At 68.0% G+C, this 21763-nt stretch carries 20 protein-coding genes and 1 tRNA gene; 11 read left to right on the top strand and 10 right to left on the bottom strand.

The window, feature by feature from the left end; translation table 11 throughout:
- Positions 1-232 precede the first annotated feature (232 nt).
- From UCD39_RS19735 to UCD39_RS19755, 5 genes are all read left to right on the top strand, one after another.
- The gene (locus tag UCD39_RS19735) at positions 233-2653 is read left to right on the top strand and encodes a penicillin acylase family protein (protein ID WP_330497528.1); all 2421 of its coding nucleotides are present in this window, start codon (positions 233-235) and stop codon (positions 2651-2653) included.
- 222 nt (positions 2654-2875) lie between these two features.
- Positions 2876-4006 (top strand): hypothetical protein, encoded by a 1131-nt coding sequence (locus tag UCD39_RS19740; protein WP_145736626.1) that lies wholly within the window; start codon positions 2876-2878, stop codon positions 4004-4006.
- Between the two features lie 85 nt (positions 4007-4091).
- Complete coding sequence (locus UCD39_RS19745) at positions 4092-4787, top strand: RluA family pseudouridine synthase (RefSeq protein WP_330497529.1); 696 nt, start codon at positions 4092-4094, stop codon at positions 4785-4787.
- 91 nt (positions 4788-4878) lie between these two features.
- The gene (locus tag UCD39_RS19750; RefSeq protein ID WP_330497530.1) at positions 4879-5814 is read left to right on the top strand and encodes a hypothetical protein; all 936 of its coding nucleotides are present in this window, start codon (positions 4879-4881) and stop codon (positions 5812-5814) included.
- A gap of 2 nt (positions 5815-5816) precedes the next feature.
- Positions 5817-6236: a DUF4431 domain-containing protein gene (locus UCD39_RS19755; RefSeq protein WP_330497531.1), complete on the top strand. Its 420-nt coding sequence runs from the start codon at positions 5817-5819 to the stop codon at positions 6234-6236.
- A gap of 29 nt (positions 6237-6265) precedes the next feature.
- Here the strand turns inward: UCD39_RS19755 and UCD39_RS19760 are convergent, their stop codons facing one another.
- The 8 genes from UCD39_RS19760 to UCD39_RS19795 all read right to left on the bottom strand — a co-directional run bounded on the left by UCD39_RS19760 (position 6266) and on the right by UCD39_RS19795 (position 13006).
- Positions 6266-6562, bottom strand: a complete 297-nt coding sequence (locus tag UCD39_RS19760) for a putative quinol monooxygenase (protein ID WP_145736630.1) — start codon at positions 6560-6562, stop codon at positions 6266-6268.
- Positions 6563-6587: 25 nt separating this feature from the next.
- Positions 6588-7058 (bottom strand): DUF2269 family protein, encoded by a 471-nt coding sequence (locus tag UCD39_RS19765; RefSeq protein WP_330497532.1) that lies wholly within the window; start codon positions 7056-7058, stop codon positions 6588-6590.
- On the bottom strand, positions 7058-8365 hold the full coding sequence (locus UCD39_RS19770; protein WP_330497533.1) for an SDR family oxidoreductase: 1308 nt from the start codon (positions 8363-8365) through the stop codon (positions 7058-7060). Before UCD39_RS19770 ends, UCD39_RS19765 begins: the two co-directional genes overlap by 1 nt.
- A 25-nt stretch (positions 8366-8390) precedes the next feature.
- Positions 8391-8837, bottom strand: coding sequence for a thiol-disulfide oxidoreductase DCC family protein (locus tag UCD39_RS19775; RefSeq protein ID WP_330497534.1), 447 nt, complete (start codon positions 8835-8837; stop codon positions 8391-8393).
- 46 nt (positions 8838-8883) lie between these two features.
- Complete coding sequence (locus UCD39_RS19780) at positions 8884-9549, bottom strand: phytanoyl-CoA dioxygenase family protein (RefSeq protein WP_330497535.1); 666 nt, start codon at positions 9547-9549, stop codon at positions 8884-8886.
- Positions 9546-10820, bottom strand: coding sequence for a PQQ-dependent sugar dehydrogenase (locus tag UCD39_RS19785; RefSeq protein ID WP_330497536.1), 1275 nt, complete (start codon positions 10818-10820; stop codon positions 9546-9548). Before UCD39_RS19785 ends, UCD39_RS19780 begins: the two co-directional genes overlap by 4 nt.
- Before the next feature lie 68 nt (positions 10821-10888).
- On the bottom strand, positions 10889-11755 hold the full coding sequence (locus tag UCD39_RS19790) for an aldo/keto reductase family oxidoreductase (RefSeq protein ID WP_330497537.1): 867 nt from the start codon (positions 11753-11755) through the stop codon (positions 10889-10891).
- 132 nt (positions 11756-11887) lie between these two features.
- Positions 11888-13006, bottom strand: coding sequence for a helix-turn-helix transcriptional regulator (locus UCD39_RS19795; RefSeq protein ID WP_330497538.1), 1119 nt, complete (start codon positions 13004-13006; stop codon positions 11888-11890).
- On the opposite strand from UCD39_RS19795, the gene UCD39_RS19800 reads away from it, so the two are divergent.
- Entirely contained in the window at positions 12993-14165 is a 1173-nt protein-coding gene (locus UCD39_RS19800; protein WP_330497539.1) for an alpha/beta hydrolase family protein, read from the top strand. The genes UCD39_RS19795 and UCD39_RS19800 overlap by 14 nt on opposite strands.
- A gap of 150 nt (positions 14166-14315) precedes the next feature.
- Here the strand turns inward: UCD39_RS19800 and UCD39_RS19805 are convergent.
- A tRNA-Ser gene (locus tag UCD39_RS19805) sits at positions 14316-14407 on the bottom strand.
- 94 nt (positions 14408-14501) lie between these two features.
- A complete protein-coding gene (locus tag UCD39_RS19810) occupies positions 14502-15296 on the bottom strand; it encodes a YggS family pyridoxal phosphate-dependent enzyme (protein ID WP_330497540.1) in 795 nt (264 codons plus the stop codon).
- Positions 15297-15485: 189 nt separating this feature from the next.
- Between UCD39_RS19810 and UCD39_RS19815 the strand changes: the two genes are divergently transcribed.
- The 5 genes from UCD39_RS19815 (at position 15486) to holA (ending at position 21734) form a co-directional block, all read left to right on the top strand.
- Entirely contained in the window at positions 15486-16676 is a 1191-nt protein-coding gene (locus UCD39_RS19815; RefSeq protein WP_330497541.1) for a porin, read from the top strand.
- Between the two features lie 137 nt (positions 16677-16813).
- A complete protein-coding gene (locus UCD39_RS19820; RefSeq protein WP_246130697.1) occupies positions 16814-17356 on the top strand; it encodes a DUF3576 domain-containing protein in 543 nt (180 codons plus the stop codon).
- Positions 17357-17481: 125 nt separating this feature from the next.
- On the top strand, positions 17482-20070 hold the full coding sequence (gene leuS, locus UCD39_RS19825) for a leucine--tRNA ligase (protein ID WP_330497542.1): 2589 nt from the start codon (positions 17482-17484) through the stop codon (positions 20068-20070).
- 34 nt (positions 20071-20104) lie between these two features.
- Positions 20105-20629 carry an LPS assembly lipoprotein LptE gene (lptE, locus tag UCD39_RS19830; RefSeq protein WP_330497543.1) on the top strand — a complete coding sequence of 175 codons (525 nt, stop codon included), beginning with the start codon at positions 20105-20107 and terminating at the stop codon, positions 20627-20629.
- Positions 20630-20702: 73 nt separating this feature from the next.
- Positions 20703-21734, top strand: coding sequence for a DNA polymerase III subunit delta (gene holA / locus UCD39_RS19835; RefSeq protein WP_330497544.1), 1032 nt, complete (start codon positions 20703-20705; stop codon positions 21732-21734).
- The last annotated feature ends 29 nt before the right edge of the window (positions 21735-21763 follow it).

The following is a 21763-nucleotide window of genomic DNA, read 5'->3' on the forward strand; positions in this document are numbered from 1 at the left end:
TTGATGGCCAACCGTTATTGATGGCGTCCGACCATACCCATGGCGCGGCGGCGGAACCAAGCCCAATCACCAACGATCCCCGCTCACCGGGCACGGCGTTGGCATACTTGGGATTTGTTGCCTTCACCAGACACATTGGATGAGAATGCGCCGCCGCCAAGGCGGCCGGGCCCACGGGACCTTCGCTCGAAGGAGCCTCGGCCCAAAACAAGCCTGACGCATGGGGACAGGAATGGAAGCGAAGACCGACCGCCGCAGCGGGCGCCGGGTTCTGGCATGGTTGGGCGGGATCGCCGGCGTGGCGGTGGTGGGCATCGTCGGCCTCGGCACCTGGTCGGCCTGGAGCCTGAACGCCAGCCTGCCCCAGCTGGAGGGCACGGCCGCCGTCCCCGGCCTGTCGGCCCCGGTGACGGTGGAGCGGGACGAGAACGGCGTGCCCACCCTGACGGGCCCCGACCGTGCCAGCCTGATGTACGCCCTGGGTTTCCTTCATGCCCAGGAACGGTATTTCCAGATGGACCTGATGCGGCGCAGCGCCGCCGGGGAGCTGTCGGAACTGGTGGGCCCGGCGGCGGCCAAGGTGGACACCCCCCATCGCCTGCACCGCTTCCGCGCCCGGGCCCACGCCGCCGTCGAGCGGGCCGGCCCGGAAGAGCGGGCGATGCTGAGCGCATATACCGCCGGCGTGAACGCCGGGCTGAACGGGCTGAAGCGCGCGCCCTTCGAATACACGCTGCTGCGCCAGCAGCCCACGCCGTGGAGCCTGGAGGACACGCTGCTGGTCGTAGACGCCATGTATTTCGACCTGCAGTCCTCTGACGGGTGGGAGGAGCGCCGCCTGGCGCTGGCCATCGACCAGATGGGCCCCGCCATGGCCAATTTCCTCTATCCCCAGGGCACCGAGCTGGACGCCCCCCTGGACGGCAGCACGCTGCCCGAGCCGCCCATGCCCGAAAGCTACACCCCCGCCGTGAAGGTGGGGGCGGCGGCCCCTGAGCAGGGCGAGGGGGAGGCGATGATCCCCGGCAGCAACAACTGGGCGGTCAGCGGCGCGCTGACCGGCACCGGGGCCGCCATGGTGGCCAATGACATGCACCTGAGCCTGCGGGCGCCCAACACCTGGTACCGCGCCCGCCTGGTGGTGAAGCCCGCCGGGGCCGACGCCCCCACCCTGGATCTGATCGGCGTCACCCTGCCGGGCAATCCGCTGCTGGTGGTGGGCAGCAACAAGCGCATCGCCTGGGGGTACACCGACGCCTATGTCGACACCGGCGACGTCGTCGTCCTGGAACCGGTGGACGGCGACGCCGACCGCTACAAGACGCCGGATGGGCCCAAAACCCTGGAGAAGCACCGGGAGGTGCTGTGCCCCGCCCCGACCTGCCCCAGCATCACGGTGGAGGACAGCGACTGGGGCCCGGTGGTCGGCACCGACGCGCAGGGCCGCAAGCTGGCCTACCGTTGGGTGGCGCACGACGTGGGGGCGGAGGTGATGTCCGCCGGCGCCGCCCTGGAGCGGGCGGGTTCGGTGGATGAGGCGGTGGCCATCGCCCACCGGCTGCCCATCCCCAATGAGAACATGATGGTGGTCGATACCAAGGGTAATCTGGCCTGGACCATCGTCGGCCTGGTGCCGCGCCGCTTCGGCCATGACGGCACGCTGCCCGTCAGCTGGGCCGATGGCAAGGCGGGCTGGAACGGCTATCTGTCGCCGGCGGAGGTGCCGGTGATCACCAACCCCGCCAACGGCCGGCTGTGGACGGCCAACACCCGCGTGGTGGGCGGCGACGCGTTGGCCAAGCTGGGCTTCGGCGGCTATGCCCTGGGCGGCAGGGCCGGACAGATCCGCGACGACCTGGCCGCCCGCGACCATTTCGCCGAAAAGGACATGCTGGACATCCAGCTGGACGACCGGGCGCCCATGCTGGATTTTTGGCAGCGGCTGATGCTGCAGGCCCTGGGTGAACGGGCCAGCGACCAGGCGCTGGCCAACCTGGTGGCGCCGGTGGAAAGCTGGGGCGGCCGGGCCGCAATCCCCTCTGTCGGGTATCGCCTGGTGCGCAGCTTCCGCACCGCCGTGGTCGACAGGCTGTACCAGGCGTACACCGCCCCGCTGGCGGGACCCGCCGGGGACCATGCCGGCGACCTGGTCAGCCACCAGGCGGAGGGGCCGGCCCGCCGCCTGCTGACGGCCAAGTCGCCCGGCCTGGTGCCGCCCGGATACAAGAGCTGGGACGCCCTGATCGACGCGGCTCTGAAGGATGTGCGCGAGCGCCTGGCCCAGAACGGGGGCGACATCGCGCGTTTCACCTGGGGCGACCGCAACCGCCTGGCCATCCACCACCCCCTGTCGACCGTGGCCCCGGTGCTGGCGCCCTACCTGGACCCGCCGTCGGAGCCGGTGGCCGGCGATCTGTTCCAGCCGCGCGTGACGGCACCCAACTTCGGCGCCTCTGAACGGCTGGTGGTGTCGCCGGGGCATGAGGACACCGGCCTGTTCCACATGCCCACGGGGCAAAGCGGCCACCCGCTGTCGCCCTATTACAACAAGGGGCATGAGGACTGGGTTCAGGGCCGCGCCACGCCGCTGCTGCCCGGCGCCACCCGCTGGCGCCTGACCCTGGAGCCCGCGCCGGGAACCACCCCGCCCTGACCTGTAGTTTGGGTATTGCGAAACGCGTGATGGCGTTGACAGCGATGCTGTCACGCTTTCGGCAATTACTGCCGGCTTTTTGCAGGAACCCGGCAGGACTTTCCGGCGCACCCTGTCCTCAACGCCGCCGCTTATGCAGTAATGCATTGATTCCGCTTAGATCGTTGCATGGCCCGTCCTGTGCTTGGGCATCCCCGGTTTCATCTGCGGGGTGCCTGCATCATGGATGGTGGCGTTGTTTCCGGCCTGAGTTCGACCGAGTCCGCCGGCCTGGAGACGGAGGCGCCCAGCGGCTCCTTCGCCCGGGCCTATCAAGAGGCGCACGCCGCCGCCGGTATCCAGCGCCTGGCCGTGACGCCGGTGCTGGAGATGATGGACCTGACGGGCGACGCGCACGCGCTGGACGCCTATCTCGCCCGCGCCCATGCCGATCTGGCGCTGACCAGCGACAACGTCGACCGGCTGAAGGGCAACCTGCACCTGGTTTTCCTGTTCCGCGATTTCCGTCACCGCCTGGTCCGCGCCATGGAGCGCATGAAAGACACGGGCGCCGGCCCCTTCGCGGCGTTGCCCGAGTGGATGAGCGCCCACCACCGTTTCGGCCTGCTGCGCACCGCCGGCTGCCTGGGCCTGAACAAGGAACTGGACCTGTGGATGGCGGACCTTGAGGCGCGCGGGGCCCCGCAGGCGCCCATCGCCTGTCCCTTCGGCCGCATGGCGCGGGCCGCGGGCCGCTTCTTCTCCGCCTCCGCCCTGTATCGCCGCGCCGACCATTCGGTGCTGAGCATCGCCAAGACCGGCAGCAACACCGCCCTGCATGTGTGCTGGAGCCTGGTGGAGGCCGCCTACTACCTGGGCGTGGACCTGCCGCCGGCGGAGTGGCGGGCCATGCTGTGGCGGTCGCGCAAGGAGATCGCCACCCTGGCCTCCGGCAGCCTGGGCATGATCGTGGCCTTTCTGGAGGCCGCCCACCTGCATCCCCATGGCGACTCGGCCGTGAACCCGACCACGCAGGAGGGCTCACCCTTCCGCCTGGTGGGGGAGGGGGCGGACCGCCGCCTGGACCTGCGGCTGGACGGCATCGCCCCGGTCAGCACCGGCCACGACCGGCTGTTCACCGGCTGCCCCGCCTTCCATGTCAGCGGTATGATCGACACCTATCTCACCTGGGTGCTGGACATCGCCCTGCACCACGGGCTGAACCGGCAGCCGGCGCCCGCTCCGGCCCTGGTGCCCGCCTTGGGCCTGACCCCGGTCTTGGGACCCAGCCTGTTGGGGGCCACGGTGCCCTCGCTGGGGGCAGGCCGGGCCATGACCCAGCAGGTGGCGGCGGCGCCATCGCGTGACCCCTGACCTTGATTAGCGGGACCTGACGGGGTAAGGCCTGGGGCGAGCGCGGCACCACCTGATCGCGTTCCGCTCCAGGGACCCCATTGCCATGAAGCCAGAGGAAATCCAGGCGCGGGTGCTGTACCGCGACGCGCTGATGTTGATCATCGACAAGCCGGCCGGCCTGCCCGTGCATGCCGGTCCCGGCGGCGGCGACAACCTGGAACGCCATTTCGACGCCCTGCGCTTCGGCTTGCCCCGAGCCCCCACCCTGGCCCACCGCCTGGACCGCGACACCAGCGGCTGCCTGGTGCTGGGCCGCCATCCCAAGGCGCTGCGCAAGCTGGGCAAGCTGTTCCAGGAGGGACGGGTGTCCAAGACCTATTGGGCGGTGGTGGCGGGATCGCCGCCGGCGGAGGAGGGCCGTATCGAGGCCAGCCTGTTCAAGCGCACCAACAAGAACGGCTGGAAGATGGAGGTGGTGCCCGACGGCACGCCCGACAGCCAAGCCAGCGTCACCGACTACAGGGTGCGCGGGCGGGCGGAGACGCCGGACGGCCCCCTCACCTGGGTGGAGCTGTATCCCCGCACCGGCCGCACCCACCAGATCCGCGTCCACATGGCCCATGTCGGCTGTCCCCTGCTGGGCGACCCGGCCTATGGCGGCCCCGCCGGCGCCCTGCACCTGCATTCCCGCGGCATCGTCCTGCCGCTGTACCCCAGCCGCGATCCCGTGGGCGCCGAAGCCCCCGTGCCCGCCCATTTGCGCGCGGCGCTGAAGCGCTGCGGCTGGGCGGGGGAATAGCGCACCTTCCCGTTTCGGCGGTTGCCTCTCTTGCAACCCACAGATGTTCCTGTTATGTTCCAATCCGACATCATCACCGTCGGAGTCGGAAATGGATTTGCCTGTGTTAAGGAAGTTCACCCTCGCCGGTCCCCGCGGCGATGGCCGCCACCCCTATGTCAATGACCATGGCGCCTTCATCGGTGCCGCTGTTCCCCTGTTGGAGCGTGATGGCCGGGGCCGTTGGCAGGCACGGGACCGCCGGGCACTGGTCCAACTGTTCACCAAGGGATACGGCTACGCCAGTGATATGGATCGGCGGATGCGTCAGTTGGACCGCGTCGCCCACGCCCTGAACAAGGGCGAACCAGCCTTGGCCCACATCTCCCTGGTCCACGCGGCGCTGCCGCCTTTGGCCAATGATGATGCAGCCCTGGCCATGGCGGAGATGAGCGACCTGCTGCTGAAAGGCGGGTGGGGAGACGAGCCACGCGTGCCTGGAGGAACACCCGAAGGCGGTGAGTGGACCACCGGCGGGGATGACAGCGGCTCCGGCAATGCCGCGCTAAAAGATCCGCCGAGCGCACTGAAAGCAAGAAAACAGGGTCATAAGCTGGTTGTCATTGAGAACAGTGATGGTTCGACCGAAACCCGCAGCGGTGGCAGCCGTGCCTGGCGCAACAACAACCCGGGCAACCTCGGCTACAAACCAGGGGGAGGCGACGAATACCTTGCCCATCGATACGGCGCTATTGGCAGCGATGGAGAACGCGCCATTTTTCCGGACGAAGCGAGCGGCATAGCGGCGCAAAAGGCTCTTTTGCTAGGGAAATATGGCGACAACACCGTCGATGAGATGATCGGAAACTGGGCGGATAAGAAAATAGATGACGTGCCCGCTTATAGAGCGCGGATACACTTGTGGACTGGTTTAACGGGCAACGAAAAGGTGAAGGGTCTCACAGCCGAAGAGCTTTCTGCCGTTATGGCCGCCCAACGCCGCCAGGAAGGGTGGAAGGTGGGAACCGTATCGCGGAAAGGAGCCTGAACATGCGTATCATCGCAGCAACGATAGTAACGATAGTGTTGATCGGCTTTCAGATATGTGTGGCGAAGGCCCAACAAGGGGGGTGCTTGAACTATCCCCCCAGTATCGTAACTCTCACAGGCAAGATCTCTGAGCATTCATTCCATACGGACCCAGGCAGCAAATATGATCGCTTAGAGACCTATTGGTTCCTTGATCTACCTCATCCCATTTGCACAAATTCCAACGGCCATGAAAATGATGATTTGTACGAGGGGCCAGAAAAAAACTTGGCGAGACTGCAGCTTATAGTTGATCAATACCCCAACGACTCTTGGATTGGCCATGATGTGGTTCTTACCGGAACCTTGGAACACGCACAACTAGGCAACCAGCACACGTCGGTACTGCTACGCGTTCAAACCTTCCAACTTGCAAAATGAATTAAGCGGTACTTTGCCCTCATAATCACTCACAGCCAGAGCGGGTCGATGGGGAAACGGGTGCGGACGACCTTGCCTTCAGGCTGGGCCAGCATCCAGGTACGCCAGGCCTGGAAGTAGGCGCCGGCGTAGTGGGCGTCCAGGGCCGCCTGATCCTCGAACACCTCCCACACATAGTAGACGCCGGGTTCGTCCTTGGCCGCCGCGAAGTCGAAGCGGCGGCAGCCGGGCTCCAGCCGGGTCTGTTCGACGTTGACCTGCTGCAGGGCCAGCGCCTGCTCCCGCAGGTCGGGGGCGACTTCCAGGCGGATCAGTTGGGCGATCATGGGGATGGTCCTTTGGAGGCAGGAATTAAAGGGTGGGCTTGGTGACCATCAGCCAGAGGATGCCCAGCACCGCGGCGAAGGCGGGGAAGCCGAAGGCGAACCAGACCCGGAACAGGCGGAAATAGGCGGGCGGCAGCGGCTGGCCCGTGCGCACCGCCACCCGCGCCAGGTCACGCATACGGATCTGCATCCACACCACCGGCAACCAGAAGGCACCGGTGACGGCGTAGAGGATGAGGCTGAGCCCGATCCAGCCGCTGAACAGGGGATATCCGGCCAGATGGGCCAGCGTGCCGCCGGTCAGCGGCTGCGCCACCACGGCGGATGCGGTGAAGAGGGTATCGGCCACCACCACGATCTGGGCGGTGTGGGCGATCAGGGCCGCGTCGCGCGTGCGATGGGCCATCAGCATGAAGAAGGCGATGCCGGCCCCCGTGCCGAACAGCACGGCGGCGCCGATGATGTGGGCGACCTTCACCAAGTCATAGAGGTCCATCAGCGCTCATCCAGCAGGGCCAGGGCCGCCAGCGCCAGCATCGCCGCCGGCAGGGTCTTGAGGAAAGGGCCCATGGGGTCAAGCCACAAGTCCGGCCGCCACAGCGTACCGCCCACCATGTACGCACCCGACACCGTGACCATGCCCAGCAGCGCGGTCCTGGCCCGCCGCCGGAAGACGACGCCCACGCCCAAGGCGATGTCGACGGCCGATCCCAGCAGCACCGCCAGGGTGGCCGGCGTCCGGGCCATGCCCGCCAGGGTCAGGACCGTGGTCGCCTCCGGCACGCGGCACAGGCCGATAACGCCAGACACAATCCAAAAGGTTGCCAGCATTGCCAGCATCGCTGGCTTCAGGAAATAGCTTTTGGCGAACCAGCGTTCCTGCACGCCGGCCGGATAGGCCGTCAGCATGTCGGCCAACGACAGGGGCTTGATCGCCAATTCCCGCTCCATGGCGTGGCCATCGCCGGCGATTCCGGCGCGGAGCTGATCCAGGGTGGCGGTGCGCAGGGGGCTGCGCCAGCCGGCCCAGGCCAGGGCGTCGGCGCCCCTGGCCGCCAGCCGCGCCACGCCGGGGGGCAGGCGCCATAAGCGTGCCGCCGGCAGGCCGAGCCAGCGCCGCAGGGTACCCACCAGATCGGCCATGGTGACGGCCTTGGGATGCACCAAGTCGATGGCGCGTCGCGCCGGGGTGTCGGGCCGCACCGCCAGCGCCACCGCCCGGGCCACATCGGTCGCGGCCACCACCTGCACCGTGGCGTCGGCATGGACGACGGGCGTCACGACGGGCAAGGCGGCCAAGCCCCGCAACAGGGCGCTGCCGCCATAGGCGGCGGGCGCCAGCACCAGGCCGGGGCGCAGGATGATCCAGTCCAGGTCGCTGGCGCGCAGCAGATCCTCGGTCGCCAGCTTGGTGTCGTTGAAGCGGTCGCCCTGGACGCCCAGGGCGCGATGGGCGGCGACACCGGCGGCGGAGATATGGACCAGGCGCCGTACGCCGGCCTGTACGCAGGCCGCCACCAGGCGGGCAACCCCGTCGCGGTGCACGGCCGCCAGATCGTCACGCGGCCCATCCTGTAGCGCGCCGGCGCAATTCGCCACCGCCTGGACGTCCGTCAGCAGGGGCAGCCAGTCCTCCACCGTCGCCTTGGCAAGGTCGACGCGGACCCAGCGCACCTGGGGCGTTTGTCGCGCGGGGCCGGTGATATCGCGGCCGGCGCCGGTGACGACGTGCCCCTCGGCCAGCAGACGCGCCACAACATAGCTGCCGATCAGCCCATAGGCCCCAATGACCAGGACGCGCATGCCCCATCCCCCTGGGCCAGCCCCCTTACAGGATGAACCGGTCCCGCTGTTCCGGGGTGGGAAGGTAACAGACCTGGCGCGTGCCGAACCAGCGCAAGCGGTTGCGCGCGACGAGGCTGTAGAGCGCGTCGCGCAAGGGCCGGGGCAGCAGGCGGCCGAGGGTCAGCAGCGACCAGGGAAAGCCCAGGCACTCGAACACGCGGATGGAGCTATCGGACTTCACCCGCGCCACGCCACCCTCCAGCACCAGGTTGGTCTGGTAGTCCACAGGGTCGAGCCCGTAATGCCGGTAGAGTGCCGCCCCCAGGGGCGTCTGCGCCGCCATCAAGCGGAAGCGGCCGGCCGGGTCGTGGCGCATCACGAACTGGGCGAAGCCGGAGCAGAGGACGCAATGGCCATCGAAGACGATGATGGGTTTGTCATCCGGAAACGCCGGCACCGACGGATCATCACAATAGCTGTACGCGGCCATGGCGCTTTGTCCTGACAGGCAAGTCCGCCGCCAATGCACCCCGCCCTCAAACCCCCAGCCAGCGCAGCCCGCCCGGCAGGTCGCCAGCGGCGTAGTCGACCTGCAGCACCCGCCGATGCCGGGGGCGGGTGGCAGCGGCGGAGGCGTGCAGGATGAGGGTGGCGTAGAGCCAGACATCGCCAGCCTCCGCCAGGCAGGCCACCTGGCCGCAGCGGCGCACCGTGTCCGCCACCTGGCCCTCGGCCACCCGGCCCAGGCGGTGGGACCCGGGTGCCACCAGCAGCGGGGCGTTGTCGGCATCCACCGGGTCGAGATGGACGCGCAGGGTGACCATGCCTGCCAGCAGATCCGGCGGTGGCGCCCCATGAACCAGGCCATCCTTGACACTCCACGGGCCATAGCCCGGCACCTCCACCCGTGCCGCCACGGCGATGGTTCGGTCCTGGTGCCAACCCAGGGCCCAATTGCTGTCAGCCGTCTTATCGAACAGGATGGCGCGTACCGGCCGGGCATCCAACCCCAGGGCGGAGACGGCAAGACGACCCACAGGGCCATCGGCATTCAGGAAGGCGCCCAGTCCGGCGATGCCGTGCAGGCGCGCGCCCGCACGAACCGGAGGAACGTCGGACAGCACCTGGATCAGCCGCGCCAGGTCGACCGGCGACAGCAGGCCGGGGTGGCGCTCGGCGCCGTCGCGGGCGAAGGTGGTCATGGCGCCCTGGTCCCCTTAGCCAGCCGCAACAGCGTGCCGTTATGGTCCTCCGTCACCAGCACGCTGCCATCGGGTAGGCGGGCCAGGGATACGGGCGTGCCCTGGGGGTGGTCGCCGGTCACGGCCTCCCAGCCCGAAATGATGTCCCGGATCGCCCCGGTGAGATGGCCGCGCGCGTTGATCGGCAGGGCCACGACGCGGTGGCCGGTGTCGCGGTAGCCATGCAGGGTGATCAGCAAGGTGCCGGCCAGGCCGGGCAGCGGCCCCTCGGCATAGGGCAGCAGGCCCAGCGGGGCGGCATGCGGCGGCAACAACAGGGTAGGCGCCTGTTTGGCCTTGCAGTCGGCCACCGTGTAATGGCTGCGGTATTCCGGGCTGGGCACGCCATCGTCATAGCAATAGGGCCATCCGTAATCCGCCCCCTCCTTCACCACCAGATAGAGGTCGTGGGGCACCGCCTCATCATCCAGGGCCGGATCGGCGTCGGAGATATTGTCGCGGGCGTTGGTGGCGGTGACCACCTGGTTGCCGGGCAAGACCGCCAGCGCCACGGCGTTGCGCAAGCCACGGGCATAGGGCCGCACGCCCGTGATGTCCACGGGGGCAGCGCCGGGCGTCACATGCAGGATGACGCCTCGGGGGACGGCGCCCACCGTTTCCGGGCAGGCCGCATCGGCGTTGGGTGGAGTGTCCTGGCCTTTCTTCCCACCTGGGCTTTCGCAATGGTCGGTGGCGGAGCCGACATTGACGAACAGCGATCCGTCCGGTGCCACCGCCAGGGCCGGCAGCGGGTGCAGCCCGGTCTTGGGCAGGCCGACAACCACGTCGCGCAGACTGGCGGCCACGTCGGCGGCGTTGGGGTCGAGCGAGACGATGCGCCCCAGCACGCTCATGTACAGGCGCCCGTCCGGCGCCGGCGCCAAGGCGTGGGGCTCATCCAGGCCGGTCAGCAACACCTCCGGCGGCGCCTTGCCCAAATTCCTCAGGCGCAGCAGCCGGCCGTGGTTGTGGCGCCAGCCGCCGCCCAGATCCACGACATAGAGGTCGGCCCCCAGGACCGCCACGCCCCGGACGAACCCCAGTTGATTGGCGACCAGGCCAACACAGAGCCCAGGCGCCGCCGCCAGGTTCACCGCCGGATAGCCGTCACACGTCCCTTGGGTGGCATAGCCGACATGGACCCGGGCGCCCGCTGGCGTGGCCGCCGCCAGCAGGGCCAGCAGGCCGGCGCCCAGCACCTTGCGACCGTCGCGGATATGTCTGGCGGGCATCGCCCCCTCCCATGCCGATGGCTTCCGCACCAACATAGCGCGGGGACGACGCCCGGCCAGCCGCTACCTCAATGCGCGGCGGGCACCCCCGTCAGGACGTTCAGCGCCACCATCGCGTCCTCCGGCAGGTCCAGCGTCGCCGCCGCCAGGTTCTCCTGCAGGTGCGCGACGGAGGAGGTGCCGGGGATCAGCAGGATGTTGGGCGACCGGCGCAGCAGCCAGGCCAATGCCACCTGCATCGGTGTGGCCCCCAGCCGCGCCGCCACCTCGGACAGGGCGGTGGACTGCAAGGGGGTGAAACCCCCCAGCGGGAAGAAAGGCACATAGGCGGTGCCGTCGCGGGCCAGATCGTCGATCAGGGCGTCGTCAGCGCGATGAACCAGGTTGTAGTGGTTCTGCACACAGGCGACGCGGCAGATGCGCCGGGCCTCCGCGATCTGTGCCGCGGTCACGTTGCTGACGCCGATATGGCGGATCAGGCCCTGGCGTTGCAGGTCGGCCAGCACGGTCAGGGGCGCCTCGATCGAGCCCTCGGCCGGCCCATGCACGTCGAACATGGCGCGCAGGTTGACCACCTCCAGCACATCCAGGCCCAGGTTGCGCAGGTTGTCCTGCACCGCCTGGGTCAGTTGCTCCCGCGAGAAGGCCGGGTTCCACGAGCCATCGCTTCCCCGCACGGCGCCGACCTTGGTGACGATGACCAGATCGTCGGCATAGGGGTGCAGCGCCTCGCGGATCAGTTGGTTGGTGACATGCGGCCCGTAGAAGTCACTGGTGTCGATGTGGTTGACGCCGGACTCGACCGCGGCGCGCAGCACGGCCAGCGCCGCGTCGCGGTCCCTGGGCGGACCGAACACGCCAGGCCCGGCCAACTGCATGGCGCCATAGCCCAGCCGATTCACGGCACGGTGTCCAAGGGTGTAGGTGCTGTTCATGATGGGGCATCCCCTGTTCTGGAAGATGCCGTAGAAGTAGGCGCCAACCGCCTGCGCGATAATCCAGCCCAATCGAAATGGGTTGTTCGGTAAATCGAACAATGAAGGGCGACTGGTTCAGCCGACGGCTTATCAAAGGTTGCGGGGCGACGCGCCAAACCAGCGCCGCGCCGCGCGACTCAAAATAGCCTGGTCGGTGTAGCCGAGCAGGTAGGTAATCATGCTGAGGGACTGCCGTCCGTCCGCCAGAAGCACCTTTGCCCGTGCGCGCCGCAGATCGTCCAAGATCTCGGCAAAGCTCGCGCCCTCCGCATTCAGCGCCCGTTGCAGGGAGCGTTTGGAAAACCCCATATGCTTTGCGATCTCCTCCAGCGGCGGAGGACCACCCGCCAGATTGCCCTCCAGAAAGGCGCGCACCCGGTCGCCAAGCAGCTCGCATGGCGGCAAGGCGGCGACATGGAGCGCGGCGGCGCCTTCGAGATGCGACAACAGACGGGCTTCCGGCGCCTTGTGCAATCCTCGCAAAGCCGCAACCGCGAAACAGAGTCCAGGTTGGCCGGCGTCCAGATCGATCGACCGGCCGAAGATCCGGTACAGCCCAGCGACGTCCCTGAGGTGTGCACCGGGCAGTGTGGCCCGTTCCGGGTAAACATCGGCACCGAACAGGCGGCCGGGCAGTAGCGCGAGATGGGCCAAGGACCAAATGATGCCGGCGTCCAGCCCGGCCTGGCATGTGTCGGCCTGCAGACTGCCCCCATAAACCACGGTCAAGTGGCTGGCCGTCCGCTTCTGGCCAATGCGCGCGCGCTGGTTCAACAACCGGCTGAACCGGACCACCTGATCGAACGCCTCGGTCGGGCTTGCGGCATGATTAACGATCTCACCCAGCAAACCGAGTTTGTGGACGGGCACCTGCAAGGCCAGTATTCCCCCGACATCACTGCCGCCATAGCGCAGGGCGAGAAGCGACCAGAGGCGCAGCAGGGCACGCTCGCTGAGCCGGGCGAAAGCATGCCCATCCGCATACGCCCCACTGATCACCTGGACTTCGTTGCAGGAAACCAGACCGGCCCGCACCGCGGCCTCGGAAATTGTGTCGAAAAGGTCGCGCGACGCCGTCACGTCGGGAAATGAAGTCGGCATGGCGCGCAAAATCAAGCATTTGGCGCGTGAAATCAAATCTTCTGCCGGGGTGGGCGTTAGGATTCCGTATCCATCCCCTAGAGAAGGCCCGCCGATGATGGTTCCCATGCCCCCAACAGCAGCCACCGGCATTCGCCGCTTGTTCGGTGACCAGACCTTTCATTTCCAAGCCTTGCGCGTCCTCAACGACGTGGCCGCGGGCGGCGCGGACGTGAACGAGGTGTTTGAGACCATCTCCCATATCGCCGAAAGTGATGCCGAGGCTTGGTATGAAGCGTTTTCCGCCACCGCCCGCCGTAACGAAGACCGGGTGCGCGACAACCGCGACCCGATCAGCAGGGGGCTGGGGCTGCAGCGAGCCCATACGTATTGGCGGACGGCGGAATTCCTGCTCTCACCCGATGATCCCCGCCGGGAGATCGCCTGGTCCGCCCAGATTTCCAATTTCGATGCCGGACTGCAGGCGCTGGGCGTGCCCTTCGAGCGTTCCGATGTTCCTTATGAAAAGGGTAGTCTGCGCGCGATCTTCTATCCGGTTCCCGGTGGCGATGATCGGCCGCTTATCGTGTTCGTCGGCGGGTATGACAGCACGTTGGAAGAGCTCTATTTCATGCTGGCGAAGGACGCCAATGACAGGGGCTACAACGTCCTGACTTATGAAGGCCCTGGCCAAGGTGCCGCGCTGCGTCGCCACGGGCTGCCATTCACCCATGAATGGGAAAAGCCGAACGGCGCGGTTCTCGATCATTTCCTGGCCCGCCATGCCCAACCGCGCGGGATCGTCCTGATCGGCATGAGCATGGGCGGCTACCTGGCGCCCCGCGCGGCCGCATTCGACCAGCGGATCGACGGTCTGATCGCCTTTGATGTGCTGTTCGATTTCGGGGCGCTGTGCAAGACCTATGGCGCACTGGCTGCGGATCCGGTCAAGAGCCGGAGCCCGGGTGTGAAATGGGCCATGGAGAACGGCTGCTGGACCTTCGGAGTCGGCAGCGTTGAGGCGTTCCTGGCGGCCAGCGCGGCTTATACGCTAGCGCCCGTCGCGCACAAGATCGGCGCCGATGTTCTTGTTCTGGCGGGGGCGGCCGATCACTTCGTGCCGCTATCGCAGGTCGACGCCTTCACCACCGCGCTGAAACAAGCGCGCTCAGTGGAAACCCACATCTACGACCAAGCCTCTGGCGGGGCCGAGCATTGCCAGTTGGGGGCAACGACGCTGTGGCATGCCACCCTCTTCGATTGGATGCTGCGCCGTTTCGGTTCCTGATCAGGCGCACACTTTCGTTCCGCGACGGCCCAGGGCCCCGAGACGAAAGCTGCGCTTACTGAAGTAGGTCTGCTGAACGGGGTGCCTGGCACATCCGAGGCCGCCTCCAAGGAGCAGCAGCCGCTAAAGGGGGCAGCCCTGGAAGTAAAGTGGCGGAGGGGATGGGATTCGAACCCACGATACGGTTTTGGCCGTATACCCGCTTTCCAGGCGAGCGCCTTCAACCACTCGGCCACCCCTCCGTCCGGAATGGGGCGGGACCATATAGAGACATGGCACCCACGGCAAGCGCCTTTTTTGGGTGCCCCGTTCCCGGCTGAATTTTCCGCGGAAACCTTAGCCTTCGCCCGCCTCTACGCCCTCGCGGGCGGGTTCGGGGGCGGCTTCGGGGGCGGCTTCGGGGGCGGCTTCGGGGGCGGGTTTCAGCCGCTCGCCGAACAGGGCGGTGCCGACGCGGACCTGGGTGGCGCCCATGCGCACCGCCAGGTCGTAATCGCCGCTCATGCCCATGGACACCTCGGCCAAGCCCGCCTTGCGCGCCAGGTCGGCCAGCAGGGCGAAGTGCATGGCCGGTTCCTCCTCCGCCGGGGGGATGGCCATCAGGCCGGCGATCTCCAACCCGTGACTGCCGCGGCAAGCGGCCAGAAAGGCGGGCACGTCGGCGGGGGCGATGCCGGCCTTCTGCGCTTCCTCGCCCGTGTTCACCTCCACCAGCAGGCGGGGCAGGCGGCCCTGGCGCTTGCCCTCGACGGCCAGCGCCTCGGCCAGGCGCTCGCGGTCCACCGTCTGGATGACATCGAACAGCGCCACGGCGTCCTTGACCTTGTTGGTCTGCAGGGGGCCGATCAGGTGCAGTTCGACATCGGGATACCGCGCCTTCAGCTCCGGCCACTTGGCCTTGGCCTCCTGCACCCGGTTTTCACCGAACACCCGCTGGCCGGCCTCAAGCGCCGCGCGGATCTTCTCCACCGGCTGGACCTTGGACACGGCCACCAGGCTGACGCCGGCCGGATCGCGGCCGACGGCGTGCGCGGCGGCATCGATGACGCCGCGCACGGTGGCCAGGCGGGTGGCGACGTCGGCGTCCGCGGGCGGGGCGGGCGGGGCGGGGGGCTTGCTGGCGCGGGTCATGGCGGTGCCAAGGTTGTGTATGGGCGGTTGTGTGCGGACAGGATCGACGGTAAAGCGTGCCCAAGGGCCGACGGGCGCCGGGCACGGGGGCGACTTTCCTGCGCCACGCCGCCCAAGGCAAGGCTCGCGTATCGGCATCCGCCGCCTATATCACTTGTTCCGCCGCATTTCCCGGACACGGAAGAGCCCATGACCCGCTTCAGGACCCGCCCCATCCCCGCCGTCCTGCGCCTTCCCCTGTGCGCCGTTCCCCTCTGCGCCGCCCCCCTGCGCGCCGCTCCCCTGTGCGCCGCCATCGCCGTGCTGGCCCCCCTGCACGCGGCCCGCGCCCAGGTCGACTATCACCTGTCGGGCGTGGCCCAGGGCGGGGTGGTCGGCACGGACCGCCCGGCGGCGGGAGACGCCCATTGGGACGCGGTCGGCGCCTACGCCGTGACCGGCAGCCTGGAGACGGTGACGGACAGCGGCGTGACCTACGGCGCGCTGCTGCGTGTCGGCTCAGGCAACACCGGGCGCAGCACCGACCGGCCGGGCAACGCCGACCGCCAGGGGATCGGCATCGACCAGGCCTATGTCTACGCCGCCGGCGGCTGGGGCAAGGTCCGCCTGGGCCAGAGCTGGGGGGCGTCGGAACGGGCGACCGACCTGCTGCCCCTGTTGGTCGGCGGGGAGATGGACGGCTTCTGGACGCAGAGCGGGCGCGTGCGACCGCCGGGCACGGCGCTGGGCCGCGCCTATGCCGCCCGCGACAGCGACGACGCCACCAAGGTGGATTATGAGACGCCCCGCCTGTTCGGCGTGAAGGCCGGCTTTTCCTACGCCCCGAAGCGCCGGGCCTTCGGCCAGGACATCGTGGCCGCCAGCGCCGTCCCGGCCGAGACCAACTTCTGGGAGGGGGCTGTGAACTACCGGGGCGACTGGGGCCCCCTGCAGTATGAGCTGGGCGCCGCCTACAACCATGCCGACGCCGCCCACGGCTGGCTGCGCGACACCTCCACCGTCACGCTGGCCGGCGGCCTGACCTATGGCGGCTTCACGGTGGGCACGGTGCTGTTCGACGATGGCGACAGCGGCCTGCTGCGCAACCGTACAGCCCCCTCCCCCGGCGACACCCGGGGCGCCACCGTGCAGGGCACCTACGAGAACGGCCCCTATGGCCTGACCCTGTTCTGGCACGGCAGCGAGACGGAGAATTGGACGACCTACCAAGCTTACGGCCTGGGGCTGTCGTGGAAGGTGAGGGGAGACACCACCCTGGGTCTGGACCTGATCCACTGGGCCGCGGATCTGGAGAGCGGCAACCCGGCCGCGATGGCGGGACAGTCCAGTCCACACCCGACAGGTAACGTGGCCACCGCCGTGGTAGAATTCCGTTTCTAGGTTTCCGTCCACCGCCGCCCGTCCCCATCCGCGCGCACCATCCCCCGCGCCCCACCCTGCGCCAACGTTACGCTTCGTCACGGCCGCTTGGCCGGCCTTGCGTCCCAGCGGCTTTTTTGATCTAAGGAACCGTTCTCGTGACCCTGGGTGACAATCACATGCCGTCGCGCTCCGCTTTTTTCATTGGCCGCTCCCTCCTGGTTGCCGGACTTCTGCTTTCCACGTCCGCTTGCTCCTGGCTGGGCTGGGGCGATGACGACGACGCGAAGGCCGCCCCCAAGCCCGTCTCGATCCTGATGCGCCAGAACACCTCTGGCCCGGTCGGCACCTCCAACACCGCCGTGCAGGCGGTGGGCCCGACGGTCAACGCCTTCCTGTGGCGCGCGTCGCTGGACACCATCGGCTTCTTGCCGCTGATTTCGGCCGACCCCTACACCGGCGTGATCATCACCGACTGGTACAGCCCGCCCAGCACCCCGGGCGAGCGGTTCAAGATCAACCTGTACGTCCTGGACAGCACGCTGCGCGCCGACGGCGTGCGCGTGACCGTGTTCCGCCAGGTCGACCAGGGTGGCCAGTGGCGCGATGCCACCGTGGCCGCCGAAACCAACAGCCAGCTTGAGGACACCGTCCTCACCCGGGCGCGGCAGCTGCGCATCCAGCAGGCCCCCCCGAAGTAAGCTGATCCATCGCCGGCGGGCGACTGTCTCCTCTCGCAACGCCCCGGCGCCCGCCGGGAGGGGGTGACGCCCCGGCCCTTCCGGGCTGATGGCCGGCGCGACACCCGAGAGAAGGCGGTTTTTCCATGTCCCGGTACAATGTCAGGGAAAACGAGGCGAAGTGGCAGTCGGCCTGGGCCGACCGGAACAGCTTCGCCGTTTCCGCGGACCCTGCCCGGCCGAAGTATTTCGTCCTGGAGATGTTCCCCTATCCCTCGGGGCGCATCCACATGGGTCACGTCCGCAACTACACCATCGGCGACGTGATCGCCCGCTACAAGCGGGCCAAGGGCTTCAACGTCCTGCATCCCATGGGCTGGGACGCCTTCGGTCTGCCGGCGGAAAACGCCGCGCTGGAGCGCAAGGTCCACCCCGGCAAGTGGACCTACGAGAACATCGCCACCATGCGCGGCCAGTTGCAGTCGATGGGCCTGGCCATCGACTGGAACCGCGAGATCGCCACCTGCCGTCCGGAATATTACCGGCACGAGCAGAAGATGTTCCTGGATTTCCTGAAGGCCGGCCTGGCCTACCGCAAGGAAAGCTGGGTCAACTGGGACCCCGTCGACAACACCGTGCTGGCCAACGAGCAGGTGGTGGACGGCCGTGGCTGGCGCACCGGGGCGCTGGTGGAAAAGCGCAAGCTGTCACAATGGTTCCTGAAGATCACCCACTTCGCCGACGATCTGCTGTCGGCCCTGGCCACGCTGGACCGCTGGCCGGAAAAAGTGCGGATCATGCAGGAGAACTGGATCGGCAAGTCCACCGGCCTGCGCTTCCGTTTCCAGCTGACGGCGCCCGAGGGTATTTCGACGGAGCCTGAGGTCGAGGTGTTCACCACCCGGCCCGACACCCTGTTCGGCGCCAGCTTCGTCGGCATCTCCCCCAACCACCCCATCGCCTTGGCGCTGGCGGAGAAGAACCCGGCCGTGGCCGAGTTCATCGCCGACTGCAACCGCGTCGGCACCTCGGAAGAGGCCATCGAGACGGCGGAGAAGAAGGGCTTCGACACCGGCATCACCGCCGAGCATCCCTTCGTGCCCGGCTGGACGCTGCCGGTCTACATCGCCAACTTCGTGCTGATGGAATACGGCACCGGCGCCATCTTCGGCTGCCCGGCGCACGACCAGCGCGACCTGGACTTCGCCCGCAAGTACGGCCTGAAGGTCACCCCCGTGGTGGTGCCCGAGGGTGAGGACCCGGCGACCTTCGACGTGGGCACCGAGGCCTATACCGGCCCCGGCCTGCTGCGCAACTCCCAGTTCCTGGACGGCATGGACGTTGAGGCCGCCAAGCAGGCGGCCGGTGAGCGCATCGAGGCCATGGGCCGCGGCCAGCGCACCACCATCTTCCGCCTGCGCGACTGGGGCGTGTCGCGCCAGCGCTATTGGGGTTGCCCCATCCCGGTCATCCACTGCCCCAGCTGCGGCCTGGTGCATGTGCCGGAGGACCAGCTGCCCGTCACGCTGCCGGATGATGTGACCTTCGACCAGCCGGGCAACCCGCTGGACCGCCACCCGACATGGAAGCATGTGGCCTGCCCCACCTGCGGCACGGCAGCGGTGCGTGAGACCGACACCTTCGACACCTTCATCGAGTCGAGCTGGTATTTCCTGCGCTTCGCCAGCCCGCGCGTCGAGAACCAGGCCTTCAATCGGGAGGAGGCCGCGTACTGGCTGCCGGTTGACCAATATATCGGTGGCATCGAGCACGCGGTGCTGCACCTGCTGTACGCCCGCTTCTGGACGCGCGCCCTGGCTCATGTCGGCTACACCGACCTGAAGGAACCGTTCGAGGGCCTGTTCACCCAGGGCATGGTGACCCACGCGACCTACCAGGACGCCGAGGGCAAGTGGCTGCTGCCGTCGGACGTGGACGTGGTGGACGGCAAGTCGGTGCAGCGCGAGGGCGGCGGCCCGGTGACCGTCGGCCCCATCATCAAGATGTCGAAGTCCAAGAAGAACGTGGTGGACCCGGCGCACATCATCGACACCTACGGCGCCGACGCCGCCCGCCTGTTCATGCTGTCCGACAGCCCGCCGGATCGTGACCTGGAATGGACCGAGGCCGGCATCGACGGGGCCTGGCGCTTCATCAACCGCCTCTGGCGCCTGGTGACGGAGCCGTCCGTGGCGTTGCCGCCCGCCGGCACGCCTATTCCGGCCGAGCTGTCACCGCTGGCCACCGACGCGCGCCGCATGGTGCACAAGACCGTGGCCGCCATCGGCGAGGATCTGGAGCGCTTCCGCTTCAACAAGGCCGTGGCCCGCATCCGCGAGCTGTCCAACGCCTTGGAGAAGCTGGACGGCAAGGCCGGTGCTGATGCCGGTGACGCCGCCGTGCTGCGCGAGGGGCTGGAGGTGCTGGTGCGCCTGATCGGCCCGATGATGCCGCACCTGGCAGAGGAGTTGTGGTCCGTGCTGGGCCATGACACCCTGCTGGTCGACTCGGTCTGGCCGGTGGCGGATGAAGCCCTGGCGACCGAGGACACCGCCACCGTGGCGGTGCAGGTCAACGGCAAGCTGCGTGCCACCCTGCACCTGCCCAAGGACATCGCCAAGGAAGAGGCCGAGGCGCTGGCCCTGGCGGAGCCCAACGTGCAGCGCGCCCTGGAGGGAAAGCCCGTGCGCAAGGTCATCGTCGTACCCAACCGGGTGATCAATGTTGTCGTCTAACCCCGGCTTCAAGGCCGTGATCCGCAAGGCGGTGATGGGAGTGTTACTGGCGGCGGCGCCCCTGGCCCTGTCCGCCTGCGGCTTCCACACCGTCTATGGGGACCACAGCCTGTCGGGCAAGCCGTCGACGCGGTCGCAAATGGCGTCGGTATCCATCGACATCATCCCTGACCGCATCGGCCAGATGCTGCGCAACAACCTGATCGACCGCTTCTACCAGGACGACGGGCGGCCGGTGAAGCCGGACTACCGTCTGAACGTGCGCCTGAATTCTTACAAGGAAGACCTGGGTATCCAGCGCGACGCCACCGCCACCCGCGCCCGTCTGCACGTCATGGCGGATTACCAACTGATCGACAACAAGACGGGCAAGACGCTGTACCGCACCTCCAGCCGGTCCATCGTCAGCTACGACATCTCAGAGGCGCAATACTCCACCATGGTCACCGAGCAGGACGCCTATGATCGCGCCCTGACCGAACTGGCGGAGGAGATCACCACGCGCCTGTCGCTGTATTTCGACCGTGGATCGGTGGTCCAATCGGCCAAGGACAAGTAAGGTTCTTGGCACTGTTTCGTGTTGATGGGCCGCCACCGACCGGGGCGGCCCTTTTCACTCCCGGGAGGCGCCCGTGAAGGTCCAGCCGCGCAACGCCGATGGCTTCTGCAAAAGCCCCGCCGCCGGCATCGTCGCCGTCCTGGTCTATGGCCCCGACACCGGCCTGGTGCGGGAGCGCGCCAAGACGCTGGCCCGCGCGGTGGTCGCGGACCTGAACGACCCCTTCCGTGTCAGCGACCTGAAGGCCGACCAGATCAGCGGCGACGGCGCCCGCCTGAATGACGAGATGGCCGCCATGGCCCTGACCGGCGGCCGCCGGCTGGTCCGGGTGCGTGACGCCGACGAGTCGGTCACCGTCGCCTTCCAGGCCCTGCTGAAGCAGCCGCCCAGCGGCGACACCCTGGCGGTGGTGGAAGCGGGCGACCTGGGGAAATCGTCCAAGCTGCGTGCCCTGTTCGAGTCGGATGACAAGGCGGCGGCCATCGCCTGCTATGTCGAGGAGGAGGGGGAGCTGGCGGTGACCATCGCCCGCATCCTGGGGGAGCATAAGCTGACCATTGACACCGACGCCCGCGACTGGCTGGCCGCCAATTTGGTGGGCGACCGCGCCGTGGCGCGCGGCGAGGTGGACAAGCTGGCCATCTACATGATGGGCGCCAGCCGCGTGACGCTGGAAGATGTGCGCACCATCATCGGCGACAGCGCCGCCCTGGACATGGATGAGCCGGCCCTGGCCGCCGCCGACGGCGACATCGCCAGCATCGACCGGGCGCTGGGCCGTTTGTTCGGGGAGGGGACCAGCCCTGTCCCCATCCTGCGGTCCGCCCAACGCCATTTCCAGCGCCTGCAAATGGCCGTCTACCACACCACCCGGGGGCAGACGGCCCAACAAGCGGTGAAGGCCCTGCGCCCACCGGTGTTCTTCAAGATGGAAAACCAGATCACCAACCAGGTGCGGCGCTGGACCCTGCCCAACCTGGCCCTGGCGCTGGACCGCCTGATGGACGCGGAAGCCGACTGCAAGCGTACCAACATGCCGGATGAGACGCTGTGCGCCCGCGCTTTTTTCCAGGTGGCGCAGCTGGCCAGACGGTCGGCCGCGTAAAGCCCGTCCCCCGATAAAAAAGCGCCGTC

This window comes from Nitrospirillum karajorum, assembly GCF_036348415.1.
In the GTDB taxonomy this organism is placed as follows: domain Bacteria; phylum Pseudomonadota; class Alphaproteobacteria; order Azospirillales; family Azospirillaceae; genus Nitrospirillum; species Nitrospirillum amazonense_B.